Here is a 21,134-nt window from a genome sequence, read left to right on the forward strand (position 1 = left end):
GGACACGATTACACAGCATAGCCTGCTCGCGGGCCGGGGCGTGAATCGAGGCGCGGGGCCCGCCGGCTACTCGGCGAGCGCGCCGCGCAGCTCCTCGAACGAGTGCACGATGAGTCCCGGGAGCGCGTCGCGACCGTCGTGGTCGACCCAGCCGGCCCAGGCGTGCCGCATGGCGGCGAGGCCGAGCAGGGTGAGCATCCGGGCCCGGCTGCGCACCGCCTCGGCGTCCGTCCCGCCACGAGTGAGGCGCTCGGCGACCAGGTCCTCGATCGCGAGCTCGAACTCCCGCATGCCGGCGATCTTGAGGCCGACGAGCTGCGGGTGCTCGCGGAAGAGGCTGCGCCGCAGCAGGTGCAGCTCGCGGTCTTCCTCCCCCGGGACCTCCGCCGCCGCGACGAAGACCGCCTGCAGGTCGACGAGGAGCGGCGCCTCGCCCGCCAGGAACGCGGCCGCGGTCTCGTCGGAGATCACCGGGAGGCCACCGACCAGCGCGTCCTCCTTCGAGGCGAAGTAGTTGAAGAAGGTGCGCGTGGAGACGTCGGCCGTCCGCGAGACGTCCTCGATCGTGACGCGGTCCGGCCCGCGCTCGCTCGCGAGCCGCAGCACCGCGGTCTCGATCGCGCGCCGGGTCGCGAGGCGCTTGCGCTCCCGGAGGCCCGGCTGCTCCGGCGCGCCGCGGCGCTCCTGCTCGGTCAGCACTGCGGGTCCTCCTCGGGGACGACGCCCTCGAGCAGGTACGCGTCGACCGCGTCGTTCACGCACGAGTTCGACTTGTTGTAGGCCGTGTGGCCCTCGCCGTCGAAGGTCACGAGGTGCCCGTCGGACAGCTCCTCCGCCAGTGCCTGCGCCCAGACGTAGGGGGTCGCCGGGTCGTTCGTGGTGCCCACCACGAGGATCGGGCCCGAGCCCTCCGCCGTGATCGGCGCCCGCGAGCCCTCGAAGGCGGCCGGCCACTCGCCGCAGAGGATGTCGCCGTAGGCGAGGTAGCGGCCGAGCGTCGGCGCCGCCGCCTCGAGCTCCGCGGCGTCCGCCCGCATCGACTCCGTCTCGGCGTCGTAGGCGTAGTCGACGCAGTTGATCGCGAGGAAGGCCTCGGTCGCGTTGTCGCTGTAGTCGCCGTCGGCCGTCCGGCCGTTGTAGGCGTCCGCGTACTGGAAGGCGATCTCCGCGCCGCCCTGACGCACGTCCGTGAGCATCTCGCTCAGCCCGCCCCAGGAGGAGGCGGAGTAGAGCGGGTAGACGATCGCGGTGAGCAGCGTGCTCGAGCCGAGCTGCCGGCCGTCCTGGGCGCGGATCGGCGAGGCGTCGACCCGCTCCAGCATCGCGGCGACCTGCGCCATCGCCTCGTCGACCGTGCCGGTGAAGGGGCAGCCCTCGCCGCCGAGGCAGGCGGTGAGATACGCGCGCAGGGCGCTCTCGAAGCCGATCGCCTGCTCGCGGACGACGTCGAGCGAGGTCGCGGCCGGATCGATCGCGCCGTCGAGCACGAGCCGGCCGACGCGATCGGGGAACAGGCCGGCATAGGTGGCGCCGAGGAAGGTGCCGTAGGAGTAGCCGAGGTAGTGCAGCGACTCGTCGCCGAGCGCCGCCCGCAGCACGTCGAGATCGCGGGCCGCGCTGGTGGTGCCGACCTCCGGCAGCAGCGCGCCGCTGCGCTCCTCGCAGGCGGCGGCGAAGGCGGCCGAGGCGGTGCGCTGGGCGGCGATCCACTCGTCGCTGCCGCGCTCGCCCGGGACGATGTCGTAGAGGTAGGAGTCGAGGCCGGCGGCGTCGAGGCAGGACACCGCGGTCGAGGCGCCGACACCGCGCGGGTCGAAGCCGACCACGTCGAAGCGGGCGGCGAGTTCGTCGTCCACGGCGAAGTCCAGGCTGTCGCGGATGAGGTCGACCCCGGACCCGCCGGGCCCACCCGGGTTGACCAGGAGGGAGCCGATCGCGTCCCCGCCCGTCGCCGGGTGGCGGACCAGGGCGATCGAGGCGGTCTCGCCGGCCGGGGCGTCCCAGTCGAGCGGCACTGTCGCGTCGGTGCACTGCATGCCCTCGCCGCAGTCGTCCCAGACCAGGACCTGGCCGTAGTACTGCTCGAGATCGGCGTCGACCGCCTGCGGGGCGGGCGTCGAGGTGCGCTCGGGCGAGGGTCCGGGAGCGAAGCAGCCGGAGAGCAGCGCGACCGCGGCGCCGACCGCGGCGAGCGCCGACCAGCGGCCCGGGCGCCTCACGCGGCCACCGGGCGCCGCGCGGCGACCACGAGCATCGCCTCGAGGGCGAGGACGGGCGAGACGTTCGCGTCGATGCGCTGCCGGGCCTCCGCCACGGCGTCGAGCACCGCGAGCGTGCGCTCGGGGGCGGTGGCCGAGGCGAGCGCCGTCATCTCGCTCCGCACCTCCTCGTTGATCACGCCGCCGGGGGCGCCGAGCTGGAGGCGCACGACATCGCGGTAGAGCGAGAGCAGGTCGACGAGGATGCGGTCGAGGCCGTCGCGGAGGCTGCGCGTCGCCCGGCGCTTCTGGTCCTCCTCGAGAGTGCGCAGCTGCGAGCGGAGCTGGGCGGGGATCGTGCCGCCGGGCTCGACACCGAGCGAGCGCAGCGCCTGCTGGCGCTCGACCTCGTCGCGCTCGAGCGTGTAGGCCTTCGCGTCCTCGGTGGCGACCTCGATCATCCGCGCGGCACCGAGCACCGCGTCGGACACCCCACGCAGACTCAGGGCGATCCGGAGGGTCTCCTCGCGCCGCTCGCGGGCGTTCGCATCGGTCGCGAGCCGGTGCGCCATGCCGATGTGGCTCTGGGCCTGGCGGGCGGCGCGCTCCGCCGTCTCCGCGTCGACGCCGTCGCGGCGCTCGAGCAGGCCGGCAACGTCCTCGACGCTGGGGACGCGCAGGCGCACCGAGCGCACCCGCGAGCGGATCGTCGGCAGCAGGTCGGCCTCGCTGGGCGCGCAGAGGATCCAGACGGTGCGCTCGGGCGGCTCCTCGAGTGCCTTCAGCAGGACGTTCGAGGTGCGCTCGCTCATCCGGTCGGCGTCCTCGATGACCATCACCCGGTAGCGCGAGACCGACGGCGAGTACTGCGAGGACGAGACGAGACGGCGCACCTCCTCGATCGAGATGATGACGCGCTCGGTGGCGAGGACCGCGAGGTCGGGGTGCGAGCGGGCGGCGACCTGCGCGCAGTCCGGGCACTCGCCGCAGCCACCGCGGCGGCAGAGCAGTGCGGAGGCGAAGGCGTAGGCGAGGTTCGACCGGCCGGAGCCGGGCGGCCCGGTGATCAGCCAGGAGTGGGTCATCGAGGTCGACTCGTGCCCCCTCTCATCGCGGGGGGTCGAGGCGTCGCGCAGGGCGCCGATGGCGTGCTCCTGGCCGACGAGCTGGCTCCAGACGGTCACGGATCCAGGCTAACCGCGAGGTCCGACAGCGGGCCGCGCGCCCTGGGGACCGGCGCTGAGCATCGGCTCGACGCGGGCGCGGACGGCCGCGGCGAGCTCCTCGACGGGACGGCTCGCGTCCAGGACGAGGAAGCGCTCCGGGTCGTCCGAGGCGAGGTCGAGGAACGCCTGCCGGACGCGGCCGTGGAACTCGGCCTTCTCCGCCTCGAGCCGGTCGTAGCGGGTGCGCGCGGCGTCCAGCCGGGTGCGGGCGACGGCGGGATCGAGGTCGAGCAGGACGGTGAGGTCGGGGCGGAGGTCGCGGGTCGCCCACTCCGAGAGGGAGCGGACCTCCGCGGCGTCCAGCACCCGGCCGGCGCCCTGGTAGGCGACGGAGGAGTCGATGTAGCGGTCCTGGACGACGACCTCGCCCCGCTCGAGCGCGGGCCGGACGAAGGTCCCGATGTGCTGCGCGCGGTCGGCGGCGTAGAGGAGCGCCTCGGCCCGCGGATCGATCTCGCCGCGGTGGTGCAGCACGATCTCGCGGATCTGCACGCCCACCTCGGTGCCGCCGGGCTCGCGGGTGCGCCGCACGGTCTCACCGCGCGAGCCCAGCCACTCCTCGAGCAGCCGGGCCTGCGTGGTCTTGCCCGCGCCGTCCCCGCCCTCGAGGGTGACGAACAGCCCGGTCACGACTCCGTCGAGCCCGTCGCCTTCGCCGCAGTGCTGCGGGCGCGGGTGGTGGCCGGCTTCTTCGCGGCGGTGGTCTTCGCCGCCGTCGTCTTGGCGGCCGTCGTCTTCGCCGCCGTGGTCTTGTCCGCCGTGGTCTTCGCCGTCGTCGCCTTCGCCGCCGTGGTCTTCGCGGCGGTGGTCTTCGTCGCCGTCGCCTTCGCCGCCGTCGTCTTCGCCGCCGGCTTCTTGGCCGGGGCGCGCTTGGCCGGGGCCTTCTTGGGCGCCGGACCCTTCGCCCGCTTGTCGGCGAGCATCTGCACCGCCTGCTCGAAGTCGATCTCCTCGATCGGCTGGCCCTTGGGGATCGTGACGTTGGTCTCGCCGTCGGTCACGTAGGCGCCGAAGCGCCCGTCGCGGATCCGGATCGGCTTGCCGCTGACCGGGTCGGCCTCGAACTCCGCGAGGGCGCTCGTGGCGCGCTTGGCGCCGTACTTGGGCTGGGCGAACACCTCGAGCGCGGTCGGCAGGTCGACCTCGAAGATCTGGTCCTCGCTGGTGAGCGAGCGGCTGTCCGTCCCCTTCTTCAGGTACGGGCCGTAGCGGCCGTTCTGCGCGGTGATCGGCTCACCCGACTCCGGGTCCTCGCCGACGGTGCGCGGCAGGTCGAGCAGGCGCAGAGCGGTGGCGAGGTCGACGGTCGCGACGTCCATCGACTTGAAGAGGGAGGAGGTGCGCGGCTTGACCGCGGCCGCCTTCTTCGCACCGCGCTTCGCCGGCGCAGGCTCGACGACCTCACCGGTGGCGGGGTCGGCGGTGCTCTCGGGCTCGGGGTCGACCTCGGTCACGTACGGGCCGAAGCGGCCGTCCTTGACGACGACGGTCTTGCCCGAGTCCGGGTTGCTGCCGAGCACGCGGTCGGTCTGCACGGGGGCGTCGACGAGCTCCTGCGCCTTGGCGGGCGTGAGCTCGTCCGGGGCCAGCTCGAGCGGCAGGTTGACGCGGCGCGGCGTCTCCTGCCCCTCCTCCTGCGCGACCTCGAGGTAGGGCCCGTACTTGCCGATGCGCAGGGTGATGTCGTCGGTGATCCGGACCGAGTTGATGCTCTTCGCATCGATCTCGCCGAGGTTGTCGACGACGTGGCGCAGGCCCGGCTGGTCGCCGCCGCCGAAGTAGAAGCGGTTCAGCCAGTCGACCCGGTCCTCCTCGCCGCCGGCGATGCGGTCGAGGTCGCCCTCCATCGCGGCGGTGAAGTCGTACTCGACGAGGTCGGAGAAGAACTCCTCGAGCAGGCGCACCACCGAGAAGGCGATCCAGTTCGGAACGAGCGCCGTGCCGCGCGGAGTGACGTAGCCGCGGTCGACGATCGTCGTGATGATCGAGGCGTAGGTCGAGGGGCGCCCGATCCCCAGCTCTTCGAGCGACTTGACGAGGCTCGCCTCCGTGTAGCGCGGGGGCGGCGAGGTCTCGTGGCCCTTGGCCTCGACCTCGGCGACGACGAGGCTCTGGCCGACCTCGAGCACGGGCAGCTTGGCGTCCTTCTCGTCGCGGGCGCCGTGGCGCTCCTCGTCGCGGCCCTCCTCGTAGGCGAGCAGGAAGCCGCGGAAGGTGATGACCGTTCCCGAGGCGGTGAACTCGGCGGTGCGCTCGGTGTCGCCGGCCGGGTTGGCGAGCAGGGTGACCGTCGCGGTCGAGCCCTTGGCGTCGGCCATCTGCGAGGCGACGGTGCGCTTCCAGATCAGGTCGTAGAGGCGGTGGTCGTTCCCGCGGAGGGTGCCGGCGAGCTGGTCCGGGGTGCGGAAGGTCTCGCCCGCGGGGCGGATCGCCTCGTGCGCCTCCTGCGCGCTCTTGTTCTTGCCGGAGTAGAGGCGCGGCTTGTCGGGGACCGTCTCGGCTCCGTAGAGCGAGGCCGCCTGCGAGCGGGCAGCGTTGAGCGCCTGCTGCGAGAGGTTCGGCGAGTCGGTCCTCATGTAGGTGATGAAGCCGTTCTCGTAGAGCGACTGCGCGACGCTCATCGTCTGGCGCGCCGAGAAGCGGAGCTTGCGCGCCGCCTCCTGCTGGAGCGTCGAGGTGGTGAACGGGGCGGCGGGGCGCCGCGAGTAGGGCTTGGACTCGAGGTTCGAGACGCGGACGAGCGTCTTCGGGTCGCGCAGCGCCTCGGCGAGGGCACCGGCGGAGGCCTCGTCGAGGACGGTGACGTCCCCCTTCAGCTGACCGCGGTCGTCGAAGTCGCGGCCGCTTCCGATCCGCTTGCCGTCCAGGCGCGCCAGGCGGGCGTCGAACGCCGCCGAGGCGTCGGCCTCGGGGGCGAGGACCGTGGCGAGGTCCCAGTAGGAGGCGGAGACGAAGGCGAGGCGCTCGCGCTCGCGGTCCACGACGAGGCGCGTGGCGGCGGACTGCACGCGGCCGGCGGAGAGGCCGGGCCCGACCTTGCGCCAGAGGACCGGGGAGATCTCGTAGCCGTAGAGGCGGTCGAGGATGCGGCGGGTCTCCTGCGCGTCGACGAGGGAGGTGTCGATGTCGCGGGTGTTGTCGCGGGCCGTCTGGATCGCGTCCTTGGTGATCTCGTGGAAGACCATCCGCTTGACGGGGACCTTGGGCTTGAGCTCCTCGAGGAGGTGCCACGCGATGGCCTCGCCCTCGCGGTCCTCATCCGTCGCGAGGAAGAGCTCGTCGGCGTTCTTCAGTGCGCGCTTGAGGTCGGCGACCGTCTTCTTCTTCTGATCGGAGACGACGTAGTAGGGCTCGAAGCCGTTGTCGACGTCGACGGAGAACTTGCCCAGCCCGCCCTTCTTGAGCTCGGGCGGCAGGTTCTTCGGCTCGATGAGGTCGCGGATGTGCCCGACGGAGGCGAGCACCTCGTAGCCCTCGCCCAGGTACTGGGCGATGGTCTTGGCCTTCGCCGGCGACTCGACGATCACCAGCTTCTTCGTGCCGGACACAGTTCTCCTCGATTGATGCTGTCGGATCGGACGCTCAGCGAGTCCGACGGGTCCCCTTCGGCGGGGAGGCGGTGCGCGGCGTCCGCAGGAGGAACGACGATCCGTTCGCGTCGGCTTCGGGGCGCCCGACAGGCACACCATACACACTGACTCCGGGCATCCCTCGCCGTCGTCCGCTCGCCGCGGGCTGGGAGCACTCCGGCCGCCGCCCGGGAATCCGCCGAATCGGGAGGACCGCACCCGGTGACGGATCGCGGCGATCGGCGCATGATGAGGGGCATGGCAACGACGCACACCACCTCCGCTCCGACCACCTCCGCCTACACCGCGAAATTCCTCGACGGGCCGCTCGAGGGCAAGACGCTCCGCCGCTCCTACGGCGAGGCGACGGCCCCGGCGGGCCGCCTCGAGATCCCGGCCGCCCGCGAGGGCACCCGCTACCTCTATCTCCTCGCCGGCGCGCTCGAGCACGACGAGGGAGCGGGCGCGCTGCCCACCGCCGCGGCCTACCGCTACCTGCGGGTCAGCGCCGACTGAGCCCCGGTCCCACCGGGCGGGTCGGACACCGGCGACCCGACCGAGCGCGGGAGCGCACTGCCGTTGCGCCCCGGGCGCGGCGGGAGCCGTCGCCGCCGTCCCCGGCGCGGGAGGAGCGTCACGGCGGCGGCCCGGCGCGCGACCGGGCGGGGAGCACGAGCGGCCCGACGGACACGACGACCTCGACGGTCGCCACTCCTCCTTCCACCGCGCAGCCCGCGACGGTCGCCCGCATCGCCCCCGCGACACGCTCGGCCGCCCCGCACGGCTCGCCCGGCAGCAGCCCGGAGGCCACGTCCGCCGCGGCGAGCGCCGCCGCATCCGCCGCGGCCACGGCCCGCTGGTGCCCCGCGACTCCCCCGCATCCGGCGAGCACGGCCGCGGTCACGAGGATCGTCCCCGCGACGACGCCGACCGCGACGACCGCCGCCGAGCCGTCCTCCCCTGCGCGGTCCGGCTCCGGCCGGGGGATCACCGCCCTCCGCCCAGCGCGCAGGACCGGACCGAGACCGGCAGCTCCAGCGCCGGCAGCGGCCGGAGCCGCGCGGCGACGTCCACGCAGACGAGCCCGCCGTCCGCGGAGGTCGCGACGCTCGCTCCCGCCTCGACCCGCGCGACGGGCCGACCCGGATCGTCCCCCCGCGCCAGCGACCGGGCGCCGTCCGCCGCGGCGTCGACCAGCCGGACGTACTGCGCCGAGGCCGCCACCGAGCCCAAGCAGAGCGCCAGCACGACCACCACCGCCGGCAGCACGACCGCCAGCTCGGCCGTCGCGGAGCCGTCCTCGCCTCGACCGCCGTCGCCGGTCCGCATCCCGGCCTCCTCCGCTCTCGTCGCCGCGCGGGCACCACCCGGGTACCGCACCGCTCATCCCCCCGAGGTGAGCGCCCGGGTGACCAGGTCCGTGAGGATCCCGCGCACCTCGTCGCCCTTGAGGATCACCACCAGCAGACCCGCGAAGCCGACCGCGGCCATCGTCGCGATCGCGTACTCGGCCGTGGCCGAGCCCTCCTCGTCGCGCCATCCGCTCAGCAACCCCGCCTCCCAGGCAGGGCCCGGGAAGCGCTCCCGCCCGGCACCGCCCCGCACTCGTCCGATCGTCCCCGCACCGCTGCTCCGACTGCCGTTCATCCGCTCGCTCCGTTCGTCGTCACTGCCCCCACTCGAGGATCGCCGAGCCCGGAGCCGGTCGGGGTGGGCAGCTCGCGAACGGTGGACAAGAGGAGAGAGGAGCGGCCTGTGGAGAGCTCCCGCGGGACCGCTCACCGCTGCCCCGCGAAGGTCGAGAGCAGCACCGAGATCATCATCGGAGCCACGCCCAGCAGGAGGAACGCCGGCAGCACGCAGACTCCGAGCGGCAGCAGCAGCGTCACGCCGAGCCTCGCCGCCCGCTCCCGCGCCTCGGTCGCGGCCCGCACCCGCGCCAGTGCCGCCTCGCTGCGCAGCAGCCGGCCCGCCGGGACCCCCGCCGCGCTCGAGAGCGCGAGCACGGGCTTTGCCGCGGCCAGCGCGGGCGGCCCCGACGCGAGCCCGCACTCGGCGAGCGCCGCCAGCACCCGCTCCCGCCCGCCACCGATCGATCCTCCGCCCGCGAGCGCGACGGCGAGCAGGTCGAGCGCCAGCCCCGGTGCCGGGTCCCCCGGGCCGGCGCCGCGGACGAGCCGGCGCGTCCACGCCACGGCACCGAGCATCAGCCCGAGCCCGCCCACCAGGCAGGCGAGTCCCGGCACCGTCCCGATCAGCACGCCCAGCAGATCGAAGCCCAGCAGCGTGCCGAAGCCGAGCGCCACCAGCGGCAGCCCGCCGACCACCCGGCTCGTCGCGAGCGGGCCCGCCAGGGCGACCTTGATGTCCCGCCGCGCCCGGCCGAGCTCCCGGAGGGAATCGGCCAGCTCGGCGAGGGCCGCGGCGATCGGCGCTCCGGAGTCCGCGGCCACCCGCCAGCAGGCGGCCAGGGCCGCCCAGGCCGTCTCCTCGCCGCGATCACGCGAAGGCCGCACGGCGCCTCCCCTGAGGCGAGGGACCCGCTCCCGCTCCTGCCGCCCCTCTTCTCGGCGGGAGGCGGGCACACCCCGCAGGAGCGCCGCCGTCACGTCCCCGCCGCGCGCCGCCTCGACCGCCACCGCGCGCAGCAGCCGACGACGACGTGCGGCACCCGCCGCCTCCGAGTCGTCCGACGCCGCGAGGTGCGCCAGCGCCGACGCCGGCGCGACGCCCGCCGCGAGCAGCACCGAGAGGCGGTGCACCACGGCCGCCACCTCGTCGACCCCCTCCCCGCGCTTCACGGCGAGCCCCGCTGCGGCACGGCGCCCTCCTCGATCCGGAGCCGCCCGGCGCCGTCGAGCCGGAAGCAGCCCGAGGCCGCGAGCCGGCGCCGGCCGCCCCGCCGCTCGAGGTGCAGCACTAGATCGATCGCGCTGACCGTCTGCCGCGCGACCGCCTCCGGGCCCATGCCCGCGAGCGAGCCGAGCGCCTCCAGCCTCGCGGGCACGTCGGCGAGCGAGTTCGCGTGCAGCGTCCCCGCGCCGCCGTCGTGCCCGGTGTTCAGCGCCGAGAGCAGATCGCGCAGCTCCACTCCGCGGCACTCGCCGAGGACGAGCCGGTCCGGCCGCATCCGCAGGGCCTCGCGGACGAGACGGTCGAGGCCGACCCCGCCCGCTCCCTCGAGGTTCGGCTGGCGCGCCTCCAGCGAGACGACGTGCGGATGCGCGGGACGCAGCTCGCCGACGTCCTCGATCACGACCAGGCGCTCGTGCGACGGCGCGCAGCCGAGGAGGGCGCCGAGCAGCGTGGTCTTGCCCGATCCGCCGGCACCGGTGACCAGGAGGTTCCAGCGCGCCTCGACGGCCCGGCGCAGCAGACTGCGACCCGGGTCGTCGAGCATCCCCGCCGCGTGCAGCTCGTCGAGACTCCAGGCGTCGGCCCGCGGGACGCGCACCGAGATCAGCGTCCCCGCGGTCGCGACCGGCGGCAGCACCACGTGCACGCGGACCCCGTGCTTCAGCCGCACGTCCACGCACGGGCTCGCCTCGTCGACGTGCCGTCCGCCGGCCGCGACCAGCGACACCGCGAGCCGCCGGGCCCCCGCGGCGTCGAGGGTCCAGGACGGCTCCCGCACCGCGCCGCCGCCGCGGTCGAGCCAGAGACCGGAGTCACCGTTGACGAAGAGGTCGGTCACCGCCGGGTCGGCGGCGAACGGCGCGAGCAGGCCGAGCGCCGCCGCCGCCGGACGGACCGGCGCGGGCCGCGGTGCCTCGCCGGCGTCCTCCCCCGGCGGGCGAGGTGCGTCCGGGCGGTAGGCGGCGGGAACGAGCGGGACGAAACCTGTGGTCATCCGGGAACGCTAGGAGCGCGCGCCCTCCGGTGGCGCGCGGACGACCGCATCGGTGGACGGCAGGGCCGAGGACGCCCCTGGGGAGGAGCGACGAGCTCGGGATCGGCGTCGTTTCCGCGAGCCGGAGGTCCACCGGTCGGAGCTCGGGCACGCGATTCGAGCCCCGGCACGCCGGAACCAGCCGATCCAGCGTGCCGAAAGCGTTTCCGCGAGCCGGAGGTCCAGCAGCCGAAGTTCGGGCACGCGATTCGAGCCCCGGCACGCCGGAACCAGCCGATCCAGCGTGCCGAAAGCGTTTCCGCGAGCCGGAGGTCCAGCAGCCGAAGCTCGGGCACGCGATCCGAACCCCGGCACGCCGGAACCAGCCGATCCAGCGTGCCGAAAGCGTTTCCGCGAGCCGGAGGTCCACCAGCCCAAGCTCGGGCACGCGATTCGAGCCCCGGCACTCCGGAACCAGCCGATCGGGCGTGCCGGATGTGTTTCCGAGAGCCGGAGATCCAGCAGTCGACACTCGGGCACGCGATCCGTGCTCCGGCACGCCGAAATCGGCCGATCCAGCGCGCCCAGCGTGTTCTGGCGAGCCGGAGGTGCAGCCGCCCAACTGCGGCCCGGCCGTGCGGATCCTCCGGGGAGCGGAACGCTCGATCAGCGGAGGGAAGAGAAGGGGGCGGCACCCATTGGGGGGAACAGGTGCCGCCTCGGCGGCGCTGGATTGGGGGGAATCACTCGCGCCGCTGAGCCGAAGTTCATTCGGCCGTATGCAACGTTAGGGCACGGAGGCGATTTCGCCAAGTCGGATCCGCGTTCTGAGCCGACTCTTCACGAAACCCCGCCGGACGGTCAGCTTCGCGTCGTCCCCTCCCCACCCGAGAGCCGGACGCTACGGTGGTCCGGAACCGACCACGCCGGCCGGCGCACGTCGCACTCGCGAAGGAGCGAATCGCAGATGTCCACACCCCTCGACGCGTCCGGGGCCGCAGGCTCGAGCGCCATCGACAGCCTCCAGCAGGAGACGCGCCGCTTCCCGCCGCCCGCCGAGTTCGCCGCCGACGCCGCCGCGACCGCCGGGCAGGCCGAGCAGGCCGCCGCCGACCGCCTCGCCTTCTGGGCCGACCGCAGCCGCGAGCTGCTGCACTGGCACCGGCCGTTCACGCGCACCCTCGACTGGAGCGAGCCGCCCTTCGCGCGCTGGTTCGACGACGGCGAGCTCAACGTCGCCTACAACTGCCTCGACCGGCACGTGCTGGCCGGTCACGGCGACCGCGTCGCGATCCACTGGGAGGGCGAGCCCGGCGACAGCCGCGACCTGACCTACGCCGAGCTCACCGCCGAGGTGAAGCGGGCGGCCAACCTCTTCACGAGCCTGGGCGTGCAGGCCGGCGACCGCGTCGCGATCTACCTCCCGATGATCCCCGAGGCCGTCATCGCGATGCTCGCGGTCGCCCGGCTCGGCGCCGTGCACTCGGTCGTCTTCGGCGGCTTCAGCGCCGAGAGCCTGCGCGCGCGGATCGACGACGCCGAGGCGAAGCTCGTCGTCACCGCCGACGGCGGCTGGCGCAAGGGCTCGGTCTTCCCGCTCAAGCCCGCGGTCGACGCGGCGCTGGCGCTGGACGGCGGCACGTCGAGCGTCGAGCACGTCCTCGTGGTCCGCCGCGGCGGCAACACCGTCGAGTGGAGTGCGGGCCGCGATCTGTGGTGGCACGAGGAGATCGTCGCGGTGGACGCCGACCACGTCGCGCGCCCGTTCCCCGCCGAGCAGCCGCTGTTCATCCTCTACACGAGCGGCACGACCGGGAAGCCGAAGGGCATCCTGCACACCAGCGGCGGCTACCTCACCCAGGTCGCATACACCCACCGCACGGTCTTCGATCTCAAGCCCGAGACCGACGTCTACTGGTGCACCGCCGACGTCGGCTGGATCACCGGGCACAGCTACGTGGTCTACGGACCGCTCGCGAACGGCGCCACCCAGGTGATGTACGAGGGCACGCCCGACACCCCGCACCCCGGACGCTGGTGGGAGATCATCGAGAAGCACGGCGTCACGATCCTCTACGCCGCCCCCACGGCGATCCGCACCTTCATGAAGCTCGGCCGGCAGATCCCGCAGCGCTTCGACCTCTCGAGCCTCCGCCTGCTCGGCTCCGTCGGCGAGCCGATCAACCCCGAGGCCTGGATCTGGTACCGCGACGTCATCGGCGGCGGCCGCACCCCGATCGTCGACACCTGGTGGCAGACCGAGACCGGCGCGATCATGGTCTCGCCCCTGCCCGGCGTCACGACCCTGAAGCCGGGCTCGGCGCAGGTCCCCGTCCCCGGGATCTCGATCGACGTCGTCGACGACTCCGGCGCCCCGGTCGGCGCGGGCTCCGGCGGGCTGCTGGTCATCACCGAGCCCTGGCCGTCGATGCTGCGCGGCATCTGGGGAGACCCGGACCGCTACGTCGAGACCTACTGGTCGAAGTTCGGCGACCGCTACTTCGCCGGCGACGGCGCGCGGCTCGACGAGGACGGCGACCTGTGGCTGCTCGGCCGCGTCGACGACGTGATGAACATCTCCGGCCACCGCCTGTCGACGGCCGAGATCGAGTCGGCCCTCGTCTCGCACCCGGTGGTCGCGGAGGCGGCCGTGGTGGGCGCGGCGGACGAGACCACCGGCCAGGCCGTCGTCGCCTTCGTCATCGCCAAGGCGAGCCAGGCGGAGGCGCTCGCCAGCGGCCACGACGAGCTCGAGGCGACGCTCAAGGCGCACGTCGCCGAGCACATCGGCGCGATCGCCCGGCCGAAGCGCATCTTCATCGTGCAGGAGCTGCCGAAGACCCGCTCCGGCAAGATCATGCGCCGGCTCCTGCGCGACGTGGCCGAGGGCCGGGCCGTCGGCGACACGACCACGCTGGCGGACACGCAGGTGATGGCCGTCATCTCCTCCGCGGTCGCCGCCGACGACTGAGCCGCCGAGGGCCGAGCCGCCGAGGACCGACCCTCAGCGCACTGAGCCTCGACGCCGAAGGGCGCCGCCTCCCGAGAGGGGAGAGCGGCGCCCTTCGGCGTCGAGCCGGGACCCGGTTCAGGCGAAGGCGACGATCAGCTCGACCTCGACCGGTGCGTCGAGCGGCAGCTCCGCCACGCCGACGGCCGAGCGGGCGTGCCTGCCCGCCTCGCCGAAGATCTCGCCGAGCACCTCGGAGGCGCCGTTGATGACGCCGGGCTGGCCGTTGAAGCCGGGTGCGGAGGCGACGAAGCCGGTCACCTTGACGATCCGGGTCACGCGGTCGAGCGAGCCGATCACGTCGGCGATCGCGGCCAGCGCGTTCAGGGCGCAGACGCGGGCCAGGTCCTTCGCGACCTCGGGCTCGACGCCCGCGCCGACCTTGCCGGTCGCGGGCAGCGCGCCGTCGACGAAGGGGATCTGCCCGGCCGTGAAGACCAGGTTCCCCTCGACGACGGCCGGGATGTAGGCGCCGGCCGGCACCGCGACCGCGGGGAGCTCGATGCCCAGCTCGGCCAGGCGCTCGGCGATCACGCGCCGACCTCGGCGACCGGACGCTTCAGGTACGCCACGAGCCCGCCCTCGGGACCGGTGACGATCTGGACCAGCTCCCAGCCCTCGGAGCCCCAGGTGTTCAGGATCGCGGTGGTGTTGTGGATCATCAGCGGCGTCGTGATGTATTCCCAGCGGGGGACGGACATGGCTCTCCTCGTGAGGCAGGGGTGCGGATGCCGGGCGCACCGCACCCGGAGGAGTCGGTGCCGGCGGGTCGAGCGCCGCGTCCGGTGTCAGGAGCGGCGGTTACGCTGATTCTATGTCGGGGGCAGTCGGGAACAGGGTCGTCACGTCCATCGGCGCCGCGGTCGGAGGACTGATCGGGATCGTCGCCATGAGCGTCATCGCCGGAGTCCTCGTCGCGGCGTCGGTCACTCCGGCGATCGCGCTCGGCGGGATGGCCGCGAACAACACGGTCACCATGTTCGACAACCTCCCGGGCTACCTCGAGATCGGCACGCTCGCCGAGAAGAGCGACGTCTACGCGAAGGGCGCCGACGGCCAGGACGTGCTCCTCGCCTCGTTCTACGCGCAGAACCGGGTGGAGGTCGGCTGGGACGACATCTCGCCCTTCGTCAAGGACGCGGTCGTCGCCTCGGAGGACCCGCGCTTCTACGAGCACGGCGGCATCGACCTGCTCGGCACGATCCGCGCCGCGGCCACGGTCGCCTCCGGCGGCAACGTGCAGGGCGGCTCGTCGATCACGCAGCAGTACGTCAAGAACGTGCTCGTGCAGAAGGCGGAGGCGCTCTCCGACCCGATCGAGCGCGACGCCGCCTACCGCGAGGCCACCGAGACCACGGCCGAGCGCAAGGTCGCCGAGATGCGGCTCTCGATCGGGCTCGAGAAGGAGTACCCGAAGAACGACATCCTGCTCGGCTACCTCAACATCGCGCTCTTCGGCGGCACCGTCTACGGCATCGAGGCGGCGGCGCGGTACTACTTCGACACCAGTGCCCGCGACCTCACCCTCGCGCAGTCCGCCGCCCTGATCGCCATCGTGAACAACCCCGAGAAGTTCCGCTTCGATCGCCCGGACGACCCGGCCAACCTCGCGGTGGAGGGCTTCCCCGAGACGCTCAACCGCCGCAACTACATCCTCACGCGGATGGGGATCGAGTCGAAGGTCACCCCCGAGCAGATCGGCGAGGCCGCCTCGACGCCGGTCGTCCCCGTGATCACGGAGCCGAGCACCGGTTGCCAGACCGCCGGCATCGCGGCCTACTTCTGCGACTACGTGACCTGGGTGATCAAGAACGACGACGCCTTCGGCGCCAGCCAGGACGAGCGCGACGCGACCTTCAAGCGCGGCGGCTACCAGATCTACACGACCCTCGACTCCGATCTGCAGGAGGCCGCGGTCGCCGCCACCGAGGACTGGGTGCCGAAGTCGATGGCCCGGGTGAACATCGGCAGCGCGAGTGTCTCGGTCGAGGTCGGCACCGGGCGCATCCTCGCGATGACGCAGAACAAGGACTACTCGAACGACCCCGACGTCAGCGGCGCCAACTACACCAGCGTCAACTACAGCACCGACTTCGGCTACGGCGGCTCGAGCGGCTTCCAGGTCGGCTCGACCTACAAGGTCTTCACCCTCGCCGAGTGGCTGCAGGAGGGCCGCGCGCTGAACGAGACCGTCGACGGCACCCGGCGCGCGTACACGACCTTCCGCGACAGCTGCGAGCCCGACGGCACCTACTACGGCGAGCCCTGGGACCCCAAGAACGACGAGGGCGGCAACGGCGGCGTCTACTCCGCGCTCGACGCCACCAAGGGCTCGATCAACACCGGCTTCGCCGCGATGGCGCAGCAGCTCGACCTCTGCGGCATCCGCAACACCGCGCTCGCGATGGGCGTGCACCGCGCCGACGGCACCGAGCTGCAGAAGTTCGCGCCGACCATCCTCGGCACCAACGAGATCGCCCCGTTGACGATGGCGACCGCGTTCGCCGGCTTCGCGAACAAGGGCAGCGTCTGCACGCCGATCGCGATCGACCGGATCGTCGACCGCGGCGGCGCCGATGTCGCCCCGCCGGCGAGCACCTGCACGCAGGGGATGTCCGAGGAGGTCGCCGCGACCGCCGACTTCGCCCTGCAGCAGGTGATGACGGGCGGCACCGGCCGCGCCTCCGCGACCGGCACCGGCGTCCCGCACATCGGCAAGACCGGCACCACCGACAACGCGGTCCACACCTGGATGGTCGGCGCCAGCACCGAGGTCGCCACGGCGACCTGGGTCGGCAACGTCAGCGGCTTCACCTCGATGCGCGGCTTCACGCTGAGCGGCGTCAACGCCGGGCAGGTGCGCCACCAGATCTGGCCGCGGATCATGCGCGTCGCCGATCAGAAGTACGGCGGCTCGGCCTTCCCCTCGCCCCAGCAGTCGCTCGTCGACGCGCCCCAGCAGGCGGTGCCCGAGGTGACCGGCCAGAACCCCGCCGCCGCCACCGCGCGCCTGCGCGAGCTCGGCTTCGTCGTGACGGTCGACCCGAACCGCGTGCCGTCCGATCGACCCGCGGGCTCGGTCGCGCAGACGAACCCGCCGGCCGGCTCCCGCCTCTCCCGCGGGGCCCCGATCGCACTGCAGATCAGCGCCGGTCCGTCCACCCCGCCGCCGCGCGGCTGACGCCGGGTCGTCCCCCGGGCCGGGTCGGGCAGACTGTACGCGGCCGCTCCCGCAGCCCCGCCCCGACGAGAGAAGGATCCATGACCGGACGCAGCAGCGCTCGCCCCCTCACCACGGCCCTCGCGGCCGTCGCCGCCGTCGGGAGCGCCGCCGCCGTCTGGGGCATCGCCGTCGAGCGGACGATGTTCACGGTCCGCCACGAGTCGGTGCCCGTCCTGCCCGCGGGCTCCGCACCGCTCCGGATCCTGCACTTCTCCGACCTGCACATGGCGCCGTGGCAGACGAAGAAGCAGGACTGGCTGCGCTCGCTCACCGCCCTGGCCCCCGACCTCGTCGTGGGGACCGGCGACAACCTCGGCCACCGCGACGGCGTGCTCGGCATCCGCCGCGCCCTCGAGCCCTTCGCCGGCGTGCCCGGCGTCTTCGTCCACGGCTCCAACGACTACTTCGGCCCCCGGGTGAAGAACCCGCTGCGCTACTTCCGCGGTCCGTCGAAGAACCCCGCGCGCAACGCCAGCGACCTCGACACCGCAGCACTGACCGGGTTCTTCACCGACGAGCTCGGCTGGCAGGACCTCAACAACACCGCGCACGCCCTCACCGTCCGCGGCACCCGCGTCGAGCTCTTCGGCGTCGACGACCCGCACATCGGCCTGGACCGCATCGACCTCGTGGCGGGTGCTGTGGACGAACTGCGGGCCTCGGCCGAGGAGCCGGCCGGCGTGAGCATCGGCGTCGCGCACGCGCCCTATCAGCGCGTCCTGGACGACTTCGTCGCGCGGGGGGCGGAGGTGATCCTCGCGGGCCACACCCACGGCGGTCAGGTCTGCGTGCCCGGCTTCGGCGCGCTGGTGACCAACTGCGACATCCCCCGCGACAAGGTCTCCGGCTTCTCCAGCTGGGACAACGGCCTGCACAGCTCCTTCCTCAACGTCTCCGCGGGAGTGGGCACCTCGATCTACGCGCCGGTGCGCTTCGCCTGCCGCCCCGAGGTCAGCCTGCTGACGCTCGAGCCGGTGGCCTGAGCGGTCCCGCTCGAGGAGTCCCGCGCGAGGCGCCGCGACCGGTGTCCGACACCGCCGCGGAAATCGGCTACTATTGACGAGGCTCGTGAGCGGTTCACCGCGAACAGTCCACCGGGGTGTGGCGCAGCTTGGTAGCGCGCCTCGTTCGGGACGAGGAGGTCGTGGGTTCGAATCCCGCTACCCCGACCGGTGAGAAGCCCGGCCAGGATCGATGATCCGGCCGGGCTTCGTCGTTCCGCGGTGCGGACGGACAGAGCGATGTCGCGGTGCGGACGGACAGGGCGACGCCGCGGTGCGGACGGACGGAGCGACGCCGCGGTGCGGACGGACGGACGGCGCCAGAGAGCCGATGTTCCGGCGCCAGGGCCGTCGGAGCCCGACTCGGCCGGGAAGACTGAAGCGCTCTCGCCGTCGCTGACGACGCGCTCCCTCCCGTCGCCGCAGCGACCCTCGCCGAGACGAGAACCGTGCCTCGACCCCCGACCCGGCTCACCGTCGTCGTCGCCCTCGCCTACGCCCTGGTCCTGGCCGCCGTGGTCTTCTGGCCGACACCGGTCGACGGCGGGCACGCCGGCGAGCTGAAGCAGGTCCTCGCCCAGCCCCGCGCCCAGAGCCTCGGGCTCCTCGGCTACGGCGGGATCGAGGCGACGGCGAACGTGCTGCTCTTCGTCCCGCTCGGACTGCTCGCGGTGCTGCGCCTCCGCGGGCACCGGGCGTGGCTCGCCGTCCTGCTCGGCGCGGCGACGAGCGCCGCTGTGGAGACCGTGCAGCTCCTGCTGCTGCCCCAGCGCCACGCGGACGTGCACGACGTGCTGGCGAACACCGCGGGCGCCGCGATCGGCGCGGTCCTCGGCGTCGTCCTGCGCCGACGACTCCCGGCACGACGACGCCGGAGGGCGGCGGAGCGGGACCGCGCTCGCGCACGTGTCCCGCTCCGCCGCCCTCCGGCGTGACAGGGGTCGATCCCCCGGGTGGAACGGAGCGGCCGCCGGTCAGGGCGGCCGTCAGCTGCCGTGGATCAGCGGCCGAGGCCGCGGTACTCCCAGCCGGCGGCGCGCCAGGCGTCCTGGTCGAGGCAGTTTCGGCCGTCGACCACGAACTTCCCGGCCACCTTCTCGCCCGCGGCGACGGGGTCGATCGCGCGGAACTGCTTCCACTCGGTGACGACCACGACGGCGTCGGCACCGCGCAGGGCCTCGTCGATGTCGGTCGTGTAGGTGATGTCGGGGTAGCGGCGGCGCGCGTTCTCGATCGCCTCGGGGTCGGTCGCGACCACGTCGGCGCCGAGGTCGTGGAAGCGGGTCGCGACGTCGAGCGACGGCGAGTCGCGGACGTCGTCCGACTCCGGCTTGAACGCGAGGCCGAGAACGGCGATCTTCCTGCCCTCGACCGAGCCGCCGAGGCCCTCGGTGACGAGGTCGACCACGCGCTGGCGGCGGCGCAGGTTGATCGCATCGACCTCCTTGAGGAAGGCGACCGAGTCGCCCACGCCGAGCTCGTCCGCGCGGGCCGAGAAGGCGCGGATGTCCTTGGGCAGGCAGCCGCCGCCGAAGCCGATGCCGGCGTTCAGGAAGCGGCGGCCGATGCGGACGTCGTAGCCGATGGCGTCGGCGAGCTGCGTGACGTCGGCGCCGGTGACCTCCGCGATCTCGGCAATGGCGTTGATGAACGAGATCTTGGTGGCGAGGAAGGCGTTCGCCGAGACCTTGACGAGCTCCGCGGTCGCGTAGTCGGTGACCACGAGCGGCGTCTCGGCGGCCAGCGCCGTCGCGTAGACCTCGTCGAGGGTCGCCTTGGCGGCCTCGCCGGCGGCGCCCGCGGGCACGCCGTAGACCAGGCGGTCGGGGCTGATCGTGTCCTCGACGGCGAAGCCCTCACGGAGGAACTCCGGGTTCCAGGCGAGCGTCGCGCCGCTGGCGGCGATCCGCTCGGCGAGGCGGGCGGCGGTGCCGACCGGAACGGTCGACTTGCCCACGACGAGCGAGTCCGCCGTCAGCAGCGGCAGGATGCCGTCGATCGCGGCGTCGACGTAGGTCATGTCGGCCGCGTTCTCGCCCTTCTTCTGCGGCGTTCCCACCGCGATGAAGTGCACGGCGGCGTCGGCGGCGTCGGCCGTGTCGGTCGAGAAGCGGAGGCGGCCGGAGGCCACGCCCGAGGAGAGCAGCTCGGGCAGACCGGGCTCGAAGAACGGAGCGGTGCCGGCGGAGAGCGCCTCGATCTTCGCGGGGTCCACGTCGATGCCGATGACGTCGTGGCCGAGCTCGGCCATCGCGGCGGCGTGGACGGCTCCGAGGTAGCCGCAACCAATGACAGAAAGCTTCACGGGATTTCTCCGAATCGTAGGCGGGTCGATGTCGCGTCGGCGACTGCAGGAGGGAGGAACGGGTGGAGCGGAGGGAGCCCGCGCGGCACGCGCGAGGTCAGCTCCGCGCCAATGCTCTCAGATCCCGGGAGATGTCGTGGACGGCCGCGGCGATCTCCTGAGCGACGCGGACGTGCGTGCTCTCGCTGCGGCCGATCGGATCGTCGATGTCGTCGCCCTCGCCGCGGGGCGCCCGGCCCCGGTTCGCCGCGGCGAGCCGCACCACCGAGCGCAGTCGAGCGGCGGGGTCCTCGACCGCGGGGATCGGCACCTCGGCGAGGACGAACGGGAGCACGCGGGCGAACTCGCGCAGGGTGAAGCCGCGCAGCAGGAGCGGCGGGTGGCTCCGCGACGCGTCGACGAGGTGGTCGCGGGTCATCGCGAGCATCAGGTCCGCCTCGCCCGCGAGGGCGTCGGAGAGCTTCGCGCTCAGGTGGCCGGACGGGTCGCCGCCGAGCTCGGCGGACAGGCGCGCGGAGGTCGGCTCCATCGGGTAGCCGTCCCGCGTCTGCACGCCCGCGCTGCGGAAGGCGAGGAGCCCCGCTCCGCTCGGTGCGGTGAGGTCGCCCAGCTGCGCCCGCAGGAGCTGCTCCGCCATCGGCGAGCGGCAGATGTTGCCGGTGCAGACCGAGAGGACGGTGAAGACCGGAGCGGCGGGCGTCGAGGCCGCCTCACCGGGGCGCCAGCCGCGCCGGGCGCGCCGCAGGCCGTCGTCTCCCGGGAACGTCATCCGC

General features: G+C 73.5%; 19 protein-coding genes and 1 tRNA gene. 6 read left to right on the forward strand and 14 right to left on the reverse strand.

Annotation, left to right across the window (positions count from 1 at the left end):
- Window positions 1-66: 66 nt before the first annotated feature.
- From MT351_RS11720 to topA, 5 genes are read right to left on the reverse strand one after another with little or no spacing between them, the layout of a single operon-like run.
- Window positions 67-699: a TetR/AcrR family transcriptional regulator gene (locus MT351_RS11720; protein WP_166674151.1), complete on the reverse strand. Its 633-nt coding sequence runs from the start codon at window positions 697-699 to the stop codon at window positions 67-69.
- Entirely contained in the window at window positions 693-2,219 is a 1,527-nt protein-coding gene (locus MT351_RS11725; protein ID WP_243582258.1) for an alpha/beta hydrolase, read from the reverse strand. The genes MT351_RS11720 and MT351_RS11725 overlap by 7 nt, the downstream gene beginning before the upstream one ends.
- Window positions 2,216-3,382 carry a DNA polymerase III subunit delta' gene (locus MT351_RS11730; protein WP_123705195.1) on the reverse strand — a complete coding sequence of 389 codons (1,167 nt, stop codon included), beginning with the start codon at window positions 3,380-3,382 and terminating at the stop codon, window positions 2,216-2,218. The genes MT351_RS11725 and MT351_RS11730 overlap by 4 nt, the downstream gene beginning before the upstream one ends.
- A gap of 9 nt (window positions 3,383-3,391) precedes the next feature.
- Complete coding sequence (gene tmk, locus MT351_RS11735) at window positions 3,392-4,054, reverse strand: dTMP kinase (RefSeq protein WP_132437678.1); 663 nt, start codon at window positions 4,052-4,054, stop codon at window positions 3,392-3,394.
- Complete coding sequence (topA, locus tag MT351_RS11740; protein ID WP_243582259.1) at window positions 4,051-6,972, reverse strand: type I DNA topoisomerase; 2,922 nt, start codon at window positions 6,970-6,972, stop codon at window positions 4,051-4,053. Before topA ends, tmk begins: the two co-directional genes overlap by 4 nt.
- A 279-nt stretch (window positions 6,973-7,251) precedes the next feature.
- Here topA and MT351_RS11745 point away from each other — a divergent pair, with 279 nt between their 5' ends.
- The gene (locus MT351_RS11745) at window positions 7,252-7,509 is read left to right on the forward strand and encodes a hypothetical protein (protein WP_123447682.1); all 258 of its coding nucleotides are present in this window, start codon (window positions 7,252-7,254) and stop codon (window positions 7,507-7,509) included.
- 118 nt (window positions 7,510-7,627) lie between these two features.
- Here MT351_RS11745 and MT351_RS11750 read toward each other — a convergent pair whose 3' ends face one another.
- From MT351_RS11750 to MT351_RS11770, 5 genes are all read right to left on the reverse strand, one after another.
- Window positions 7,628-7,984, reverse strand: coding sequence for an Rv3654c family TadE-like protein (locus MT351_RS11750; RefSeq protein ID WP_243582260.1), 357 nt, complete (start codon window positions 7,982-7,984; stop codon window positions 7,628-7,630).
- Window positions 7,981-8,322: a TadE family type IV pilus minor pilin gene (locus MT351_RS11755; RefSeq protein WP_243582261.1), complete on the reverse strand. Its 342-nt coding sequence runs from the start codon at window positions 8,320-8,322 to the stop codon at window positions 7,981-7,983. The genes MT351_RS11750 and MT351_RS11755 overlap by 4 nt, the downstream gene beginning before the upstream one ends.
- Window positions 8,323-8,376: 54 nt before the next feature.
- Complete coding sequence (locus MT351_RS11760) at window positions 8,377-8,544, reverse strand: DUF4244 domain-containing protein (RefSeq protein ID WP_243582262.1); 168 nt, start codon at window positions 8,542-8,544, stop codon at window positions 8,377-8,379.
- Between the two features lie 227 nt (window positions 8,545-8,771).
- Complete coding sequence (locus MT351_RS11765; protein ID WP_243582263.1) at window positions 8,772-9,794, reverse strand: type II secretion system F family protein; 1,023 nt, start codon at window positions 9,792-9,794, stop codon at window positions 8,772-8,774.
- Window positions 9,791-10,843: a TadA family conjugal transfer-associated ATPase gene (locus tag MT351_RS11770; RefSeq protein WP_243582264.1), complete on the reverse strand. Its 1,053-nt coding sequence runs from the start codon at window positions 10,841-10,843 to the stop codon at window positions 9,791-9,793. Before MT351_RS11770 ends, MT351_RS11765 begins: the two co-directional genes overlap by 4 nt.
- 946 nt (window positions 10,844-11,789) lie before the next feature.
- On the opposite strand from MT351_RS11770, the gene acs reads away from it, so the two are divergent.
- On the forward strand, window positions 11,790-13,793 hold the full coding sequence (gene acs / locus MT351_RS11775; protein WP_243582265.1) for an acetate--CoA ligase: 2,004 nt from the start codon (window positions 11,790-11,792) through the stop codon (window positions 13,791-13,793).
- Between the two features lie 117 nt (window positions 13,794-13,910).
- Here acs and MT351_RS11780 read toward each other — a convergent pair whose 3' ends face one another.
- A complete protein-coding gene (locus MT351_RS11780) occupies window positions 13,911-14,366 on the reverse strand; it encodes a RidA family protein (RefSeq protein ID WP_207901810.1) in 456 nt (151 codons plus the stop codon).
- Entirely contained in the window at window positions 14,363-14,533 is a 171-nt protein-coding gene (locus MT351_RS11785) for a hypothetical protein (RefSeq protein WP_165909148.1), read from the reverse strand. The genes MT351_RS11780 and MT351_RS11785 overlap by 4 nt, the downstream gene beginning before the upstream one ends.
- Window positions 14,534-14,646: 113 nt before the next feature.
- On the opposite strand from MT351_RS11785, the gene MT351_RS11790 reads away from it, so the two are divergent.
- The 4 genes from MT351_RS11790 to MT351_RS11805 all read left to right on the forward strand — a co-directional run bounded on the left by MT351_RS11790 (window position 14,647) and on the right by MT351_RS11805 (window position 18,991).
- Window positions 14,647-17,013 carry a transglycosylase domain-containing protein gene (locus tag MT351_RS11790; protein ID WP_243582266.1) on the forward strand — a complete coding sequence of 789 codons (2,367 nt, stop codon included), beginning with the start codon at window positions 14,647-14,649 and terminating at the stop codon, window positions 17,011-17,013.
- Window positions 17,014-17,093: 80 nt separating this feature from the next.
- Window positions 17,094-18,038: a metallophosphoesterase gene (locus tag MT351_RS11795; protein WP_243582267.1), complete on the forward strand. Its 945-nt coding sequence runs from the start codon at window positions 17,094-17,096 to the stop codon at window positions 18,036-18,038.
- 112 nt (window positions 18,039-18,150) lie between these two features.
- Window positions 18,151-18,224, forward strand: a tRNA-Pro gene (locus MT351_RS11800).
- Between the two features lie 281 nt (window positions 18,225-18,505).
- The gene (locus tag MT351_RS11805) at window positions 18,506-18,991 is read left to right on the forward strand and encodes a VanZ family protein (RefSeq protein ID WP_132437670.1); all 486 of its coding nucleotides are present in this window, start codon (window positions 18,506-18,508) and stop codon (window positions 18,989-18,991) included.
- 65 nt (window positions 18,992-19,056) lie between these two features.
- On the opposite strand, the gene MT351_RS11810 is transcribed toward MT351_RS11805, so the two are convergent.
- On the reverse strand, window positions 19,057-20,361 hold the full coding sequence (locus tag MT351_RS11810) for a UDP-glucose/GDP-mannose dehydrogenase family protein (protein WP_123737562.1): 1,305 nt from the start codon (window positions 20,359-20,361) through the stop codon (window positions 19,057-19,059).
- Between the two features lie 97 nt (window positions 20,362-20,458).
- Window positions 20,459-21,130, reverse strand: a complete 672-nt coding sequence (locus tag MT351_RS11815) for a low molecular weight phosphatase family protein (RefSeq protein WP_243582268.1) — start codon at window positions 21,128-21,130, stop codon at window positions 20,459-20,461.
- Window positions 21,131-21,134: the final 4 nt, after the last annotated feature.

Source organism: Rathayibacter sp. VKM Ac-2926, from assembly GCF_022815565.1.
Taxonomy (GTDB): Bacteria; Actinomycetota; Actinomycetes; order Actinomycetales; family Microbacteriaceae; genus Rathayibacter; species Rathayibacter festucae.